Annotated in this window: 14 protein-coding genes; 6 read left to right on the plus strand and 8 right to left on the minus strand. The window is 73.3% G+C overall.

The genetic code is table 11. From position 1 onward, the window contains the following. Nucleotides 1-24: 24 nt before the first annotated feature. On the minus strand, nt 25-195 hold the full coding sequence (locus O7601_RS27940) for a hypothetical protein (RefSeq protein ID WP_281564029.1): 171 nt from the start codon (nt 193-195) through the stop codon (nt 25-27). Between the two features lie 196 nt (nt 196-391). Between O7601_RS27940 and O7601_RS27945 the strand changes: the two genes are divergently transcribed. Further along, on the plus strand, nt 392-1,081 hold the full coding sequence (locus O7601_RS27945) for a DUF4191 domain-containing protein (protein WP_281564030.1): 690 nt from the start codon (nt 392-394) through the stop codon (nt 1,079-1,081). Nucleotides 1,082-1,244: 163 nt separating this feature from the next. On the opposite strand, the gene O7601_RS27950 is transcribed toward O7601_RS27945, so the two are convergent. Continuing rightward, the gene (locus O7601_RS27950) at nt 1,245-1,622 is read right to left on the minus strand and encodes an RDD family protein (RefSeq protein WP_281567070.1); all 378 of its coding nucleotides are present in this window, start codon (nt 1,620-1,622) and stop codon (nt 1,245-1,247) included. 315 nt (nt 1,623-1,937) lie between these two features. Between O7601_RS27950 and glnA the strand changes: the two genes are divergently transcribed. The 3 genes from glnA (at nt 1,938) to O7601_RS27965 (ending at nt 4,783) form a co-directional block, all read left to right on the plus strand. Continuing rightward, nucleotides 1,938-3,362 (plus strand): type I glutamate--ammonia ligase, encoded by a 1,425-nt coding sequence (glnA, locus tag O7601_RS27955; protein WP_281564031.1) that lies wholly within the window; start codon nt 1,938-1,940, stop codon nt 3,360-3,362. Nucleotides 3,363-3,458: 96 nt separating this feature from the next. Beyond that, nucleotides 3,459-3,818, plus strand: a complete 360-nt coding sequence (locus tag O7601_RS27960) for a PadR family transcriptional regulator (RefSeq protein WP_281564032.1) — start codon at nt 3,459-3,461, stop codon at nt 3,816-3,818. Beyond that, entirely contained in the window at nt 3,815-4,783 is a 969-nt protein-coding gene (locus tag O7601_RS27965) for a hypothetical protein (protein ID WP_281564033.1), read from the plus strand. The genes O7601_RS27960 and O7601_RS27965 overlap by 4 nt, the downstream gene beginning before the upstream one ends. Before the next feature lie 284 nt (nt 4,784-5,067). On the opposite strand, the gene mptB (O7601_RS27970) is transcribed toward O7601_RS27965, so the two are convergent. The 5 genes from mptB (O7601_RS27970) to O7601_RS27990 all read right to left on the minus strand — a co-directional run bounded on the left by mptB (O7601_RS27970) (nt 5,068) and on the right by O7601_RS27990 (nt 14,166). Beyond that, nucleotides 5,068-6,627, minus strand: a complete 1,560-nt coding sequence (mptB, locus tag O7601_RS27970) for a polyprenol phosphomannose-dependent alpha 1,6 mannosyltransferase MptB (protein WP_281564034.1) — start codon at nt 6,625-6,627, stop codon at nt 5,068-5,070. Nucleotides 6,628-6,875: 248 nt separating this feature from the next. Then, complete coding sequence (gene mptB / locus O7601_RS27975; RefSeq protein ID WP_281567071.1) at nt 6,876-8,288, minus strand: polyprenol phosphomannose-dependent alpha 1,6 mannosyltransferase MptB; 1,413 nt, start codon at nt 8,286-8,288, stop codon at nt 6,876-6,878. 186 nt (nt 8,289-8,474) lie between these two features. Then, nucleotides 8,475-10,103, minus strand: a complete 1,629-nt coding sequence (locus O7601_RS27980) for a hypothetical protein (protein WP_281564035.1) — start codon at nt 10,101-10,103, stop codon at nt 8,475-8,477. A gap of 59 nt (nt 10,104-10,162) precedes the next feature. Then, the gene (locus tag O7601_RS27985) at nt 10,163-13,402 is read right to left on the minus strand and encodes a bifunctional [glutamine synthetase] adenylyltransferase/[glutamine synthetase]-adenylyl-L-tyrosine phosphorylase (protein WP_281564036.1); all 3,240 of its coding nucleotides are present in this window, start codon (nt 13,400-13,402) and stop codon (nt 10,163-10,165) included. Then, nucleotides 13,402-14,166, minus strand: coding sequence for a type 1 glutamine amidotransferase (locus tag O7601_RS27990; RefSeq protein ID WP_281564037.1), 765 nt, complete (start codon nt 14,164-14,166; stop codon nt 13,402-13,404). The genes O7601_RS27985 and O7601_RS27990 overlap by 1 nt, the downstream gene beginning before the upstream one ends. Nucleotides 14,167-14,338: 172 nt before the next feature. Here O7601_RS27990 and O7601_RS27995 point away from each other — a divergent pair, with 172 nt between their 5' ends. Both O7601_RS27995 and O7601_RS28000 read left to right on the plus strand, forming a co-directional pair. Further along, nucleotides 14,339-15,214, plus strand: a complete 876-nt coding sequence (locus O7601_RS27995) for an LD-carboxypeptidase (RefSeq protein ID WP_281567072.1) — start codon at nt 14,339-14,341, stop codon at nt 15,212-15,214. A 129-nt stretch (nt 15,215-15,343) separates the two neighbouring features. Further along, entirely contained in the window at nt 15,344-15,883 is a 540-nt protein-coding gene (locus O7601_RS28000; RefSeq protein ID WP_281564038.1) for a hypothetical protein, read from the plus strand. Between the two features lie 271 nt (nt 15,884-16,154). Here the strand turns inward: O7601_RS28000 and O7601_RS28005 are convergent, their stop codons facing one another. Continuing rightward, on the minus strand, nt 16,155-16,580 hold the full coding sequence (locus O7601_RS28005) for a DUF350 domain-containing protein (RefSeq protein ID WP_099850791.1): 426 nt from the start codon (nt 16,578-16,580) through the stop codon (nt 16,155-16,157). Nucleotides 16,581-16,630: the final 50 nt, after the last annotated feature.

A 16,630-nucleotide genomic window follows, 5' to 3' on the forward strand; every position in this document is an offset into this window, starting at 1 on the left:
GGTCGTCTGCTCCCGGGTCGGCGCTCAGTGGCGTGCCTCGTCGGTACGCGCCCGATGGTGCCGGCGGTTCAGCCAGCCGCGTGCCGGGCGGTGCGGCAGCGACCGGGCCAGCCGGTCCTGGGCGGCCTCGGCCCGCAGCTCCGCGGCGTGCGTACGGTAGAGGGTGAGCATGAGGTTGGCGTCGTGACCGAACATGGCGCGCTCCCTGCGAATCGTCGTCAACTGGTGACTTCGACTCTGCTCGCGAAGGTGCCGCCGGGGCATGGGCACCGCGCCTGATCTGTGCCCACTCGCCCTCCTTACGCCGGGTCGCCGGCGGCATAGCGGGCTCGTAAGGTACTCAGCCGGCCGCAGATCAACGGTGCGGCAGGCGACCACTAGACTCGACGGCATGGCAAAGCCCCAGGAGAAGGTCTCGTTCGGCCAGCGGCTGAAGCAGATCGGGTTGGTGTTCCGGTTCACCGCCAAGCAGGACAAGTGGTTCGCCCCCTTGGCCACCGGTGCGGTGCTGATCCCGCTTGCGCTGACCGTGGTCGCGGTCGCGCTCTGGGGCTGGCTGTGGTTGCCGCTGGGCATTCTGCTCGCCCTGCTCTGCCTGCTGATCGTGCTCAACCTCCGGTCGAACCGGGCGATGATGAACGCGGCCGAGGGGCAGCCGGGCGCCGCCGCGCAGATCATGGAGAACATGCGCGGTGACTGGCGGGTCTCCCCGGCGGTCAGCTCGACCACCCAGATGGACATGGTGCACCTGGTCATCGGGCGGCCCGGCGTGATCCTGCTGGCGGAGGGCAACCCGCAGCGGGTGCGCGGCCTGCTCGGCCAGGAGAAGCGTCGGCTGGCCAAGGTGATCGGCAACGCCCCGCTCTACGACTACGTCATCGGGCAGGAGGAAGGCGAGCTGCCGATCCGCAAGCTGCGGATGACGCTGATGCGGCTGCCCCGCAACCTCAGCGGCAAGGACGTCAACTCGCTGGACAAGCGCCTCAAGGCGCTCACCTCCCGGCCCCAGATGCCCAAGGGCGCCATCCCCAAGAACCTCCGCCCGCCGCGCGGCGCGTCCCGCCAGATGCGCGGCCGCTGAGCCCAGCGAACCCGCGAGCGGCCGGTCCGGTGCACGAGGGCCCGCGGCAGGGCGCCCGGGCGGGGCCGGCCCTCCGAATGGCTCGGTGTCGTCCGCCATCTGGGCATTCGTTCGGCGCGCCGCCGAGTCAGTGTGCAGGCGCGGGCTCGCGCGGGAGGGCGGATCAGCGCGGTGCGGGGGTGACGACCGAGCCGGTGAGGCGGTCGTGCAGGCCACGCCGGTGCTGGTCCATCAGCAGGGCCGGCACGACCAGGGCCAGCAGCACACCCCGCAGCAGCGCCCGGAGCAGACCGATCCGGCCGCCGTCGGTCCAGTCGACGCACCGGATCCGGGTCAGGTACATGCCGGGGGTCTGGGCGAACAGGCCCAGGAAGACGCCGTACAGCAGGATCAGCACCAGCACGGGCGCCCAGGCGTCCCTCGTGGGGCTGGCGAACAGGCCCGACGCGAGCAGGCAGAGAATCCAGTCGATGACCAGCGCCCCGAACCGGCGGCCCAGGTCGGCCGGGACGAAGGCGGGATCCGCGGCGGGGGGTGGCAAGGGGCTCGGCTGGGTGGTCACCCGCACGAGCCTAGTCAGCGCGGCAGCCGGCGCGGTGCAGGCCCGGGGTCTGGCGGCAACCGGACCGGCGCCGGGCGCGCCGACGCGGAGCGCCAAAAAGGACCAATCTCATCAAGCTTCACTACACTGGCACAGCCGGACCCGTTCCTCGGGTTGAGGTGTCCGGGTCAGGCGCCCGGGGTGACCCAACGCGAGGGACGTAACACGGCAGAAACACTGGAGACATGGCCGGGCAACCGCACGGCCATAGCGTCGCCAGGAGCCTAGCTATCCGTGGACGTGCCAGGAGGACGAGTGTTCGCCAATCCCGAGGAACTCCTGCGTTACCTCAAGAACGAGGACGTGAAGTTCGTCGACGTTCGTTTCTGTGACCTGCCCGGCGTCATGCAGCACTTCAACCTGCCGGTGGAGTCCGTCGACGACGACTTCTTCACCAACGGTCTCGCTTTCGACGGGTCGTCGATCCGCGGCTTCCAGGCGATCCACGAGTCGGACATGCTCCTGCTCCCGGACGTCGCCACCGCCTTCATCGACCCGTTCCGCGCGCAGAAGACCCTCGCGCTGAACTTCTTCATCCACGACCCGTTCACCCGCGAGGCGTACTCGCGTGACCCGCGTAACGTGGCGAAGAAGGCCGAGGCCTTCCTGGCCGCCAGCGGCATCGCCGACACCGCCTACTTCGGCCCGGAGGCGGAGTTCTACATCTTCGACTCCATCCGCCACGAGACCTCCGCGAACCAGGCCTACTACTACATCGACTCGATCGAGGGCGCCTGGAACACCGGCCGTGAGGAGGAGGGCGGCAACCGCGGCTACAAGACCGCGTACAAGGGTGGTTACTTCCCGGTGCCGCCGGTCGACCACTACGCCGACCTGCGTGACCAGATCGTCCGCCGACTGATCGACACCGGATTCACCGTGGAGCGCTCGCACCACGAGGTCGGCACCGCCGGCCAGGCGGAGATCAACTACAAGTTCTCCACCCTGCTGCACGCCGGTGACCAGCTCCAGCTCTTCAAGTACATCGTGAAGAACACCGCCTGGGCAGCCGGCAAGACCGCCACCTTCATGCCCAAGCCGCTCTTCGGCGACAACGGCTCCGGCATGCACACCCACCAGAGCCTCTGGCTGGGCGGCGAGCCGCTCTTCTACGACGAGACCGGCTACGCCGGCCTGTCCGACACCGCCCGCTGGTACATCGGCGGTCTGCTGCACCACGCGCCGTCGCTGCTGGCCTTCACCAACCCGACGGTCAACTCGTACCGTCGCCTGGTCCCGGGCTTCGAGGCGCCGGTCAACCTGGTCTACTCGCAGCGCAACCGCTCCGCCTGTACCCGCATCCCGGTCACCGGCAGCAACCCGAAGGCCAAGCGGGTCGAGTTCCGGGTGCCGGACCCGTCGGCCAACGTCTACCTCGCCTTCTCGGCGATGCTGATGGCCGGCCTGGACGGCATCAAGAGCAAGATCGAGCCGCCAGCGCCGATCGACAAGGACCTCTACGACCTCCCGCCGGAGGAGTGGGGCGACGTCAAGCAGGTGCCGGGCTCCCTGCCGGCCGTGCTCGACTCGCTGGAGGCCGACCACGACTACCTGCTCGACGGTGGCGTCTTCACCCCAGACCTGATCTCCACCTGGATCGACTGGAAGCGGGCCAACGAGGTCGACCCGGTGCGTCTGCGCCCGACCCCGCACGAGTTCGCGATGTACTTCGACTGCTGATCTCACTCAGCGCCGTCCGGGCCGGCTCCGCACCACGCGGAGCCGGCCCGCGGCGTTTCGGCAAACCGATACCTTCGCGTCCGATATATTGAGGGCGTGGACACTCCGCTACGCGAACCCACCTTCCTCATCCTGACCGCGCTCGCCCGCGAGCCGATGCACGGCTACGCGATCATCGGCGAGGTCGCGGCCCTCTCCGACGGGCGGCTCTCGCTACGCCCCGGCACCCTCTACGGCGCGCTGGACCGGCTCACCGATGCCGGCCTGGTCGAACTGGACCGGGAGGAGACCGTCGACGGGCGGTTACGCCGCTACTACCGCCTCTCCCCCACCGGTGACGCCACGCTGGCCGTCGAGACCGAACGGCTACGGCGCAACGTCGAGGCGGCCACCGCCAGGCTGCGCGCCCGTGCGGTGCGCCCGCTCGCACCGCGTACCGCCGGAGGTATGGCATGAGCAAGCTGGAGCGCCGATACCGGCATCTGCTGCGGGCGTACCCGCCGGACTACCGCCACGACCGGGGCGACGAGATCGTCGGGACGTACCTCGACCTGGCGGAACCGCGACGGCGCTGGCCCTCCCTCGCGGACGCCGCCGACCTCGTGCGGGGTGGCCTCCGCCAGCGGCTGCGGGCCGCCGGCGCCACCGACCTGATTCCCGGGGTACGCCTCGCGGCGCTGCTCGCGCTGACCACCGCCGCCTTCCTTGCCGGCTTCTGGACGATCGTCGAGCAGAGCCCACCGCCTGCCGAGGCGGGCGTGCCGGTGCTCGACCCGTTCGTGTCGACCGGCATCGTCGCGTGGCTGGCGTGGCTGGTGGCGGCGGTCCTCGTGCTCGTGGCACCGGGCCGACCGACTTGGGTCGCCATCGCGGTGGCGGTGGTGGCGACCGTGGCGGTTCTCCTGGCGAGCCCGCTCGCGGGCCTGCCCAGACCTCCGCTGCTGGTGCTGGTGCCACAGGCCGCCCTCGGTGTGCTGGCGCTCGCGGTCGACGGTCACCTGCCGTTGCCGGCTCGGGCTCTGCCGATCGTGGCAGCAGCGGGTGGCTACGTGTTCGGGCATGGCTTCTACTGGGACGCGTACCGGTGGAGCGCCGAACAGTTGCTACCGGCGACCGGGGCGGTGTTGCTGGGGGTTGCGGTGCTGCTCGCCGTCGGGTTGGCCATGCGGCGGGACTGGCGGGGTGGCTGGGCGGTGGTCGCCCTGCTCACCCCGGTCGGGCTGCTCAGCGTGCACATCCTGGCCGGGGCGGTGGACGGCCTCGGCGGCGCCCCGCGCCCGACCTACCCGACGCTTGTCGGTGCCGCTCTCACCGTCGGGTTGCTCGGGCCGGCCCTGCTGCCAGCCGCCGTCGCCCTGCGCCGTCGCATCGGCCGCAGCAACCCCGGCGAGCCCTGCCCCACCTGCGGCACCCGCCGCTGACCGGCCCCGCCACCGCCGACCCGGCCCCACCACCGCCGACCCGGCCCCACCACCGCCGACCCGGCCCCGCCACCGCCGACCCGGCCCCGCCACCCCGACGCGAAGAGCCCGCACTGAGGACCCGCTCGGCAGGCCGAGCGACTGTGGCAGTGCAGCAGTCTTCGCACCGGCGTGTCGAGCGGCTTCACTGCCACGCTACGGCCGCGCAACCGCGCGCCCCAGGAGAGGGCAGATGGGCGGATCAGTTACGACTCGTCTGAGGAGTTAATGGGCAGTGCCGCCGGTCAGGGTGGGGTCGATCGCCGGGGTCGGCGGCGGGAGAGGGACCAGAGGAGCGCGGCTAGGACCAGTGTCGTCATCACAATCGCACCCGGGGCCTTGGTCAGCCGGGCCACGTTGGTGCCGTCCGGCAGGGCGAGGAACGACGCCAACGCACACGGCGCCACGAACCAGGCGGTCCGGGTCGCCACCACCGCGAGCACCGCCAGCGGCCAGGTCGCGTACCAGGGATGAAACACCGGTGCGAGCACCACAGTGGCCACCAACCCCACCCCCGCACCCCCCAACCCCACCCCACCCCAACCCCCACCCCAACCCCCCGCCCAACCCCCCACCCAACCCCCAGCCGGGCTGATCATGAGGTTATTGCCCCGGTAAGCGCTTACCAAGGGCAACAACTTCATGATCAACCCATCGGAGCCGGGTGGAGGTGGGGGGTGGAGGGTGGAGAGGGTGCGGAGCCAGAGGAGGGGGAGCAGGGCTGCCAGGAGGAGCAGGGCGGCTACGCGGGTCAGCGGGACGGCGTCGGGGTGGTGGCCGAAAAGTTCGCCGACGTAGTCGACGAGCATGCCGATGGCGGTCGGCGGCGAGGTCCACTGCACGGTGTCGCCGCTGCGGCCCAGCCCACCGAGCCAGCCGAGCCCGAGACCGGTCAGCAGCGAGGGGACCAGCAGCCCGCCGACGGCACCGATGGTCAGCAGGCCACCGTCGCGCAGCAGCGTGCGCACGACGGGCCGGCCCCGCACGGCGGCCAACGCCGCGAACGGCAGCACCACCACGGCGGTCGCCTTCACCGACACCGCCAGTCCGATCAGCACCCCGGCCACCAGCAGCACACCGACCGAACGCAACGATCCGAGCCGGCCCGGACGGGCGAACAGCAGCAGCAGGGCCGGCAGGAGCAGGCCGAGCATCACCGCGTCGTTGTGCGCCCCGGCCACCAGGTGCACGCCGACCAGCGGGCAGGCCAGCAGCAGCCAGGTCGCCCGCCGAGGCGGCACGCCGGCTGCCCGGGCCAGGCCGGGCAGGCAGGCCGCCGCCGCCAGTACGCCCGCGAGCGCCAGCAGCCGCAGCAGCAGCACCGTGCCGAGCAGCCCACCACCGAGCAGCCCACCGCCGAGCACCACGGCCAGCGCGGCTAGCAACACGAAGACCGGCCCGTACGGGGCCGGGGTGTCCCGCCAGACCGGCGCGACCGCCTCGACCCAGGGGCAGCCGGCCGCGGCCACCCCGGTGGCGTACGGATCACCACCGCCGGCGTAGATCCAGCCCTGGCAGGCGTACGAGTAGACGTCCCGGCTGCCCAGCGGGGCGGTGACCAGCAACGGCAACGTCCACCACCCAGCGGTGACGTACGCCCACCTGGTCGACGGGGCACCGTCGCGCAGTGCCCACCAGGCGCCCACCATGGCGATCGTGCCGAGCAGCCACAACGCGACGGTCAGCGGACCGCCGTCGGGGGCGGTGGTGGCATCGGGCAACGCGCCGCCGAGGTACCCGACGACCGCCAGCAGCAGCGCCCCCACCAGCCCGACGTACCGGGCGACCCGGTCCCGCGTGCCCACCGCCCGGGCATCGGGATCCCGCCCGAGTCCCCGATCCCGCCCGAGTCCCCGATCCCGCCCGAGTTCCCGGTCGCACGCGGGGCCCGGATCGGGCCGGAGACCCGGATCACTGCCGTCGCCGGACGCGGAGCGGGGCTCGGGATGGGGACGGGCGCCGGGATCGGACACCGGCGGTACCTCTCCTCAGGTGCGGGGTCCAGGGACGCCTCGCCGGAACTGGTCCAGGGGGTGCCTCCGGGAGACACGGCCTAATCGGCAGGCACCGGTTGACGGGCCGCCGCCCGGGCCTCCTTCGCCGACCGTACCAACCGGAGCGCCACCACGATCACGAACAGCGTCATCAGCGGCGCACCAACCGTCTTGGTGTAGCGGGGCAGGCCGGTGCCGTCGGCCAGCACCAGAAACGCGGCGTAGACGGTCACCGCGCTGAACCACCAGGTGCGCCGCGCGGTGGCGGCGAGCAGCGCCAGCGGCCAGAACCAGTACCAGGGGTGGAACAGCGGGGCGAGCGCGACCGTCGCGGTCAACGCCAGCGCGGCGTGCCAGAGCGGTTCCCGGTGCCGGGCCCGGAACCACAGCCACACCAGCAACGCCGCCAGCACCAGCACCGCGATGCCCCGGGTCACCGGCAGCGTGTCGATGTGCAGGCCGAACGGCAGCACCAGGTAGCCGACGGTCTGCCCGACGGCGGTCGGCGGCGATGTCCAGGCGACCACCTCGTTGCCGTGCGACAGCCCGGTGATCCAGCCGAGGTCGAGCCCGGCGGCGAGGGTCGTCCCGAACAGCGTGGCCACGGTACCGCCGACCACCGGCGTACCGTGGCGCAGCAGCGCGCGCAGCGAGTAGCCGCCGGTGATCGCGGCGAGCGCCGCGAACGGCACCACCACCAGCGCGGTGACCTTGATGCCGGCGGCCAGGCCGAGGACGACGCCGCCGGCCAGCAGCGGCCAGGGCCGTCCGGGGCGACTGACCACCACGGCCAGACCGGCCACCAACAGCCCGACCATCAGTGCGTCGTTGTGTACGCCGGAGATCAGGTGCACCCCGACCAGCGGGCTGGCCAGGGCGAGCCAGAGGGTCCGGCCGACCGGCACGCCACAGCGGCGGGCCAGCACCGGCAGGCAGGCCGCCGTCAGCACCACGCCGGCCACCGCGAGCACCCGGAACAGCGCGATGCTGCCGATCAGAGAACCCGTCGCCGCGACCACCGCACCGGAGAGCACCACGAACAGCGGCCCGTACGGCGCCGGGGTGTCCCGCCAGATGTACGACATGGTGTCCAGCCACGGGCAGGGCAGCGTCGAGACGCCGTACTCGTACGGGCTGATGCCGCCCGCGTAGCTTGCCCCCTGGCAGGCGTACGCGTAGGCGTCCCGGCTGCCCAGCGGCGGGGTGAGCAGGAACGGCAGCGCCCACAGCCCGGCGGTGACCAACGCCCACCGGGCCGACGGCACCCGGTCCCGCAGCGTCCACCAGGCCACCGCCATGGCCGCGGTGCCGACCAGCCACAGCCCGATGATCAGCGGCCCGTTCGGCCCCAGCCAGATCTTGACCGGGTTGGGTCGCAGATCGCCGTCGGGCAGGGCGCCGCCGAGGAACGCCGCCACGGCGAGCATGATCGATCCGGCCAGTCCGGTCCAGCGCACGAGGTGATGGGGCACGTCGGACATGCTGCCAGTACCGTACGGCGCGCTACCGAGGTGGGCATCACGCGGCAACCACGCGCCGGCGGCCGCTCACCGCCGGCCGTGGAACCCGCCGCCGGCCGGACGCTGCCCCGCCGAGTCCACCTCGGCGAGGCAACCGGCAAGGTGGAGCGCTCACCGCCGGCCGTGGAGCGCCCGCCGTCAGCCGGGCGGGCAGTGGCCGGCGGGCCGCAGGCTGCTCGTGACCTCGAAGGTTCCCGCGGTTCGGGCCCGTACCGTGACCCATTCGTCCGGGGTGGCGCTCAGGCACCCGTCTCCCGCGGACAACGACAGCCAACGGGACCACCGGACCCGGACGAGCACATCGGCGGGGGCGTCGACGGTGAATCGCACCCCCGCGTCGTCGGAGGTGACGAGTTGAGCCGGAGGGGAGACGAGTGGTGCCGGATCGAGCACCTGGTACAGGCGCCACTGCCCGGGGCGGCCGACCTCCCGCAGGTACGGCTGACCGGCCAGCACGAGCGTCGCCTCGTCCTGGCCGTACCGGTCGAGGGCCGCGTCCGGCGCGATGGCGACGTAGCTGACGGCGTTGCGGCGCAGCCATTCGCCGTACCGGCCGGCATCGAGGCTGCCGTCGTAGAAGAGCGGGTTACGTCCCACGTCGACCTGCCGCTCCCAGCCCCGGGCCAGTGGTACGGCGGCGGCCACGAAGGCGCTCTCCCAGTGGTCCCGCAGCGGCACCACCTCGATCCGGCCCACCGGTCCCCGCCGCTCCAGGTCGTTCAGCAGAGGTTCGTGGAAGGCGGCGTACGCCGGCGCCGCCCCACGCCGGGCGATGTCGTTGGTCATCACCGGGGACTGCCACCAGAACAACGCGACGAGCAGCGCGGCCAGCCAGCGCCGGCCCAGTCCGACGTACGCCGCGACGATCGGCAGGGCGAAGAGCATCGGCAGGCGCAACGCGTTCGAACCGATCGGGCTGGGCAGGTGGTAGGCCGCGACCAGGAGCAGCGCGGTGAGCGCGGCACCGACCCGCAGTGCCCGGACCGGTACGAGCGCGAGCACCACCACGGCAAGGGCGAGGTTGATCCGCAGTGATTCGGCGCTGAACGGTTGCCGCCCCCCGTTACCGAAGAGCGCCGCCATCGGCGCCACCGTCACCAGCGGCGCGAGGCACAGAACCAGCGCGGCGGTTCCGGGTCGCCGGTCCCGCCAGACGTCGAGGACCAACAGGGCACCGCCGGCGAGGCCGAGGAAGAGGCCGGCCACCGGGCTGGCAGCCGTCGCGAGCACCGCCGCCGCACCGGCCGCCGCCAGCCGCCACCAACGCGTCCCCCGGGGCCACGCCACCAGGCAGAGCGCGAGCAGCGCCCACATCAGGCCGACGGCGAAGGTGATCCGACCACTGGCCAGGTTCCCCACCAGGACGATCGCACCCAGCAGGCCGCCGAGCAGCGGACGGCGAGCGCCGGTCAGCACCAGCAGCCAGGCCAGTGCCACGGCGGAGACGACCGCCGCGACCGCACCGACCGGACGCACCCCGACAAGCGCACCGAGCATCTGGGTGTAGAGGCTGTAGCCGAACTGGTTGACCCCGCCGTACCAGGAGAAGTCGAGCGGGGCGAGACCGTTGCGCCCGGCGAAACCCGCGCGGGCCACCTGCGCGGAGAGGTCGGTCCCCATGGGCCGGGCCAGCAGGAACGCGACCGCCAGCAGCAGCGACACCAGCAGCGAACCCAGAACGGGGTACGCCGGCCCGGGTGCACCGGCACCCGACGCAGCTTCGGCGGCCTCCCCTTCCGGGAGGGAAGCGTGGGTCGATGTCGGCACCGAGCAGTCGTACCACGATCAGTGACCGGCCCGGGTGGCGGGTCACCGGGACGTCGGCGTCACATCTCCAGGACGCGTTCGGTGGCCGAGCGGGAACGGCGGCCGGTGCGCAGGTACTCGTCGAGGAACTCGCCCGGGTCGTCGCGGCCGAGCAGCCGGACCACGCCGGCCAGTTCCACGCCGTGCCGGGGCAGTTGGTCGCCGGCGCGGCCCCGGACCAGCATCAGCGCGTTGCGGACCAGCGCGGCGAGCGTCCAGCCAGCCGCCATCGCCTCGGCGTCCGCCGGATCGACCAGGCCGGCTTCCCGGGCGGCGGCGAGCGCGTCGAGGGTACGCGTGCCGCGCAGCTGCGGGTACGCGCCGGCGTGGCGCAGTTGGAGCAGCTGCACCGCCCACTCCACGTCGGCCAGGCCGCCCCGGCCCAGTTTGGTGTGGGTGGCCGGGTCGGCGCCCCGGGGCAGCCGCTCGGTCTCCACCCGCACCTTGATCCGGCGGATCTCGATGACCTGCTCCCGGGTCAGCCCCTCGGCCGGGTACCGGATCGGGTCGACCATCTGCTCGAACCGGGTGCCCAGTTCGGCGTCGCCGCAGACGCAGCGGGCGCGCAGCAGCGCCTGCGCCTCCCACACCCGCGACCAGCGGGCGTAGTACTGCTGGTAGGCGGCGAGACTGCGGACCAGCGGCCCCTGCCGGCCCTCGGGACGCAGGTCGGCGTCGACGCCGAGCGGTGGGTCGGGTGCGGGCATGCCGAGCAGCCGCCGTAGCTCCTCGGCGATGGCGTGCGCGGCGGCACTTGCAGCGCTCTCGCTTACCCCTTCCGGCGGGTCGTAGACGAAGAGCACGTCGGCGTCGGAGAGATAGTTCGACTCGTACCCGCCGAGCCGACCCATCCCGATCACCGCGAAGGTGAGTCCCGGCATGGCCGGCTGGGCGGCCCGGGCGGTCCGTAGCGCGGCGGCGAGGGTCGCATCGGTGACGTCGGAGAGCGCGGTGCCGACCGCGGTGATGTCGGACAGGGCGGGCGTGGTCCGGCCGCCGTCGGGACGGGCCGGGGCCAGCGAACCGGCCCGGCTGAGCACGTCGGCGCAGGCGAGGCGGAGCAGTTCGCGGCGGCGCAGCGCGCGTACCGCCCGGGTCGCCTCGACCGGGTCGGAGTGCCGGGCCGCGGCGGCGGTGAAACCGTCGAAGAGGACCTCGCGCGGGCGCGGACTCAGCTCGCTCTCCTCGGCCAGCAGGCGCAGCGCCTCCGGCTCGCGGGTCAGCAGGTCCGCGACGTACCGGGAGGAGGAGAGCACCCGGGCCAGCCGGCGGGCCACCGGCCCGGAGTCGCGCAGCAGCCGCAGGTACCAGGGGGTGCTGCCGAGGGAGTCGGAGACCTGGCGGTAGTTGAGCAGGCCCCGGTCCGGCTCGGGGGCGTCGGCGAACTCGCTGAGCAGCACCGGCAGCAGGGTGCGTTGGATGGCGGCGGTACGGCTCACTCCGCCGGTGAGGGCCTGGAGGTGACGCAGCGCCCCGGCCGGGTCGGCGAAGCCGAGGATCTCCAGGCGGTTGCGGGCCGCCTGCGGGGTCAGTCGCAGCCCGTCGGCCGGTACCCGGGCCACCGACTCCAGCAACGGCCGGTAGAGCAGTTTGGCGTGCAGTCGGCGTACCTCCGAGGCGTGGGTGACCCACTCGGCGCGGAACTCCTCGACGGCGCTGCGCCCGGGTCCGGCGGTGTAGCCGAGCGCGGTGGCGAGCCAACGCAACGCGCCGGGTTCGGTCGGCACCGTGTGGGTACGCCGCAGGCCCTGGAGTTGCAGCCGGTGCTCGACGCTGCGCAGGAACCGGTAGCCGCGCAGCAGCGCCTCGCCGTCGGCGCGGCCGACGTAGCCGCCGGTGACCAGCGCGCGCAGGGCGGGGATGGTGCCGGGTGCCCGCAACGTCTCGTCGCCTCGGCCGTGCACCAGTTGCAACAACTGCACGGCGAACTCGATGTCGCGCAGCCCGCCGGGGCCACGTTTGATCTCGCGTTCCAGTTCCTTCGGCGGAATGTGATCAATGATCTTGCGCCGCATCGCCCGGACGTCCTCGACCGCCTCAGGGCGTTCGGCCGCCTGCCAGAGCAGCGGTGCCAACGCGTCGATCCACTCCTGGCCGAGCGCCAGGTCACCGGCGGCCGGACGGGCCTTGAGCAGCGCCTGGAACTCCCAGGTTCGGGCCCAGCGTCGGTAGTAGGCCAGATGGCTCGCGAGGGTCCGCACCAACGGTCCCCGGTTGCCCTCGGGGCGCAGGGCCGCGTCGACCGGCCAGGCGACCAGCCCGCAGATGTGGATCAGCCGAGTGGCCACGGTGGTGGCGGCGGTCAGATCGTCGTCCTCGGCCGCCACGAAGATCACATCGACGTCGGAGACGTAGTTCAGCTCGCCGCCGCCGCACTTGCCCATCGCGACCACGCTCAGTCGCGGTTCCCGGGTGCCCTCGGGCAGCTCCGCCACGGCGATCTGGTACGCGGCCGACAGCGTGGCGTCGGCAAGCGCCGAGAGCGCGGCCATGGTCTGTTCCAGGCCGCGCCCGCCGGTCAGATCGGCCGCCGCGACCCGCAGCAACGCCAGCCGGTACGCCCGCCGCAGCACCGCTACGGGGTTGCCCTCGCCGGACCTGTCGAGCCGGCCGTCGGCGGTCGGGGCGAGGCCGTCCGGTTCGGTACGCAGCACCAGCCACTGGTCGGGGTTGGCCACCAGGTGGTCCCCGAGCGCCGAGGAGGCGCCCAGCACGGCGAACAGCCGACGACGCAGCCCCGGATCGTCGTGCAGCGCGGCGAGCAGGGCCGAGCCCGCTCCGATGCCGCCGCCGGCCGCAGTGGTGCCCTGACTCCCGGCGGCACGGTCACGTCCGGTGCTGCCGCCGTTGCCGGCGGCCCCCTCGCTCCCGGCCGTACCCTCGCTCCCGGCGCCACCGGCACCCCCGCTCCCGGTGGAGCCGCCCTGGGCGGTGGCGGTCGCCGTGACGCGGCCGGGCCCGGCACCCCGCTGCCGCACCGCCGCGCCCGGGCCGACGGCGCCGTTCGGGCCAGCCGTCGCTCGGTGCTCCGCCTCGATCAGTCGGTGCAGCTGACGCAGCGCCAGATCCGGGTCGGCGGCCCGGGACAGCGCGGTGAGCAACTCCTGGGCCTGCTCGCCGGTGGGTTCCTGCGTCTGCGCACGCCACAGGTCGAGACCGTCCGGTCCGAGCAGATCCGCGGCGCGGGCCCCCGCGTCGTCGTCGGTGACGCCGAAGCCGTAGCGGGCGAGCCGGCCCGTGGCGCTGGTCGGCCGGCCCATCAGTGCCCGAGCAGGGGCAGGCTGCGCCGGGACCCCTCGTCCAGCTCGCCGAGGGCGAGTGCGGCGAACCGTGCCGCGAACGGCTGCCAGACCTCCTCGACGTCGGCCATCACCGCATCGCACGCGGAGATCACCAGCTGCGGGTCGTAGCCCAGCTCGGCCAGCAGCGCCGACTCGGTGGCCCATTCGGTGATCATCGCGGTGTCGCACTCGATGTGGAACTGCAACCCCCAGGCCCGGTCGCCGAGGCGGAACGCCTGGTGCGGATAGCGGGTGGAGGCGGCCAGCAGGGTGGCGCCGGCGGGCAGCTCGGTGATCTCGTCGGCGTGCCACTGCAACACGTCGGGGATCAGCGGCACGTACCGGAAGAGCGGGTCGGACTCGGCCGCGTCACGCCGGCCGACCACTGCGGGCCCGACCTCCGGCCCGGACGGGCTGCGCACGACCGTGCCGGCGTGGGCGGTGGCGAGCAGCTGCGCACCGAGGCAGACGCCCAGGGTCGGCAGCCGGTGCCGCACCGCCTTACGGAGCAGCTTCTCCACCGCCGGGAACCAGGCGGCCGCCGGCACCCCGTCGACAAGCGGGTAGGCCTGCTGATCACCGCCGAGCACCACCAGGGCGGCGTATCCCTCCAGGTCGGCGGGAACGGCCTCGCCCGCGTGCGGGCGGACCACCGCCAGCTCCAGCCCGGCCTCGGTCAGCCACTCCCCCAGCCGGCGCGGGTCGTCGGTCGGGTCGTTTTCGATCACCAACGCGGTTGCCACATCGTCGAGGCTATCCGGTCCGGCCGACCGGGCCGGCGCGAGGGATCGGCGCGGTGTCCGGCAACGTCGAAAGGTTTCGCTGGCCACCACAGTAGGCTCTGCCGCTGTGTCCGACCGCAGCACGCCCGACGACGTCGTCCGCCCACCCGCCCTGCGTCCCGGCGACACGGTGATGCTGGTGTCGCCGTCCGGACCGACCCGCCCGGAACGGGTGGCCCGGGGCGTGGAGCTGCTCACCGGCTGGGGACTGCGGCCGGTGCTCGCGCCCAACGCCTACGCCCGGCAGGGCTACCTGGCGGGCGCGGACGCGCTACGGGCGGCCGACCTCGACACCGCGTTCGCCGATCCGCAGGTGCGTGGGGTGATCTGCACCCGGGGCGGATACGGGGCGCAGCGGGTGGTGGACGCGATCGACATGGCGGCGGTACGCCGTGACCCGAAGGTGGTGGCCGGATTCTCCGACATCACCGCGCTGCACCTGGCGCTCTGGCGGGGCGCCCGGTTGGCGGGGGTGCACGGTCCCGGGGCGGCCTGGCGCGACGAGCGCACCCCGGTGGCCTCGGCCGAGTCCCTGCACGCGGCGATGACCAGCACCGAGCCGGTCACCGTACGCGCCGTCGAGGGCGAGGAGACCTTCGGCGTACGCGTCGGGGGGCGGGCCACCGGCCGGCTGTTGGGCGGCAACCTCTGCCTGGTCGTGGCCTCGCTCGGCACCCCGGACATGCCCGACCTGACCGGCGCGGTGCTGTTGCTGGAGGACGTGCAGGAACCGCCGTACAAGGTCGACCGGATGCTGACCCAGCTCCGCCGGGCCGGCGTGCTGGACGGGTTGGCCGGGGTGGCGGTGGGGCAGTTCACCGACTGCGCGGACGGCTGGGACACCACGGTGGCCGACGTGCTCGTCGAGCGCCTCGGCGACCTGGGCGTACCGGTGCTGGGTGGTCTGCCGATCGGTCACGGCCCCGGGCAGCTCACCGTCCCCGTCGGTACCCGGGCGACCCTCGACGCCGACGCCGGCACTCTCAGCGTGGTCGCCGCCGTCCGGTGACTCTTTGTCGGACACGTCCGGAATGCTGGCCCGGATTGCCAGCTCGCTGACAGCTTCGCCATGGTTCCCGCCCAGCCGGGTTCGTCACTGTCGGTGACGTCATCGCATCACCGACGAGTTGGAGGACCGATGTCTCGCACGATTTCGACAAGGCACCTGCTGGCCGGCCTGGCCGCGGCGGGCGTGCTCGGCGTGGGGATCGCCGCTCCCACCGTGGCGCTCGCCGACGACAAGGCCACCCCGAGCGCCAGCGCGAGCAGCGAGCCGCAGGGCGACCGGCAGGAACAGCGGGCCGCTCGGCACGCGCAGTTCACCGAGGCGCTGGCCGAGGAGTTGGGCGTGCCCACCGAGAAGGTGACCGAGGCGCTGGAGAAGCTCCGCGAGCAGCACCAGCCGCAGGGCCGGCCGGACGGTGAGGGCCGCCGGGGCCTCACGGGCCGCGGCGAGGGCCGCATGGGCGGCGACGGCGGCGAGGGCGAGCGGCGGACGCCGCCGTCGGCCGAGGAGCGCCAGGAGGCGCTGGCCGAGCGGCTCGCGCAGGCGGTCGAGGACGGCAAGCTCACCCAGGAGCAGGCCGACGCCATCACCGCCGCCGTCGAGGCCGGGGTGTTCGGCGGCTGGGGCGGCCCCGGCGCTCGTGGCGGCGAGGGCGACACCGCCGGCAAGTGACACCCCGGCCGGCCTCACGCACGCGCACCGCGTGCCGAGCGGTCCCGGCTCATCCGCCGGCCCGGGCTGACGTACCACGCCGCGTGGGCGGCCCCGCTCCACTCCTGCGGGGCCGCCCACGCGGCTGTACCCAACCCACCGCCACGACCGGCCCACGACATGCGGCAGGTCGCGGTATCCGGGAGCCCGGGAAGGCCCGACTTGCCGCATCCGGCGACCGCCGGCGGCGCGGGCCCGGGAACCGGGTCGTGGGCGGGCGGACCGGGTGCGGTCAGGCGATACAGGCGCAGACGATCAGCGCGGCGCCGAAGTGGCTGGCGGCGCTGACCCGGGCCACCGGGTGCGGCTCGTCGGCGCAGATGACCTCGCCGAGCTTGCCCGGGGTGATCAGGTCCAGCACGAAGAAGGCCAGCGCCATGATGCCCAGACCGATCAGCCCGAAGATCACCGTCGAGGCCAGCCCCTTGGCGAAGTCGCTGTAGCTGGTCAGGATCGCGGTGAAGACGATGCCGGCGACGCCGAGCTGATTCGCGGCGAGCAGCAGCCCGGCGTTGGCGTTGCGGCGTACCCAGATCAGGTCCCGCAGTTTGCCCGGGGTGAGCAGGTCGACCAGGACGAAGCCGGCGGCCATCAGGCCAACACCGACGACCCCGAACACCACGCTCTGCCAGGCTCCGCTGAGCAGATCCTCCAGCACCGACTGCCTCCCGACGAGTCTCCGGCCGGCGGGTGCCGGCACGGTGATCG

It is taken from the genome of Verrucosispora sp. WMMD573 (assembly GCF_027497175.1).
In the GTDB taxonomy this organism is placed as follows: Bacteria; Actinomycetota; Actinomycetes; order Mycobacteriales; family Micromonosporaceae; genus Micromonospora.

What these genes read in the sequence shown, in the direction of transcription:
- O7601_RS27985 (WP_281564036.1), bottom strand. Translation starts at nt 13,402, where the DNA reads ATGGGCCGGCCGACCAGCGCCACGGGCCGGCTCGCCCGCTACGGCTTC.
- O7601_RS28000 (WP_281564038.1), top strand. Translation starts at nt 15,344, where the DNA reads ATGTCTCGCACGATTTCGACAAGGCACCTGCTGGCCGGCCTGGCCGCG.
- O7601_RS27965 (WP_281564033.1), top strand. Translation starts at nt 3,815, where the DNA reads ATGAGCAAGCTGGAGCGCCGATACCGGCATCTGCTGCGGGCGTACCCG.
- O7601_RS27940 (WP_281564029.1), bottom strand. Translation starts at nt 195, where the DNA reads ATGTTCGGTCACGACGCCAACCTCATGCTCACCCTCTACCGTACGCAC.
- O7601_RS27995 (WP_281567072.1), top strand. Translation starts at nt 14,339, where the DNA reads ATGCTGGTGTCGCCGTCCGGACCGACCCGCCCGGAACGGGTGGCCCGG.
- O7601_RS27945 (WP_281564030.1), top strand. Translation starts at nt 392, where the DNA reads ATGGCAAAGCCCCAGGAGAAGGTCTCGTTCGGCCAGCGGCTGAAGCAG.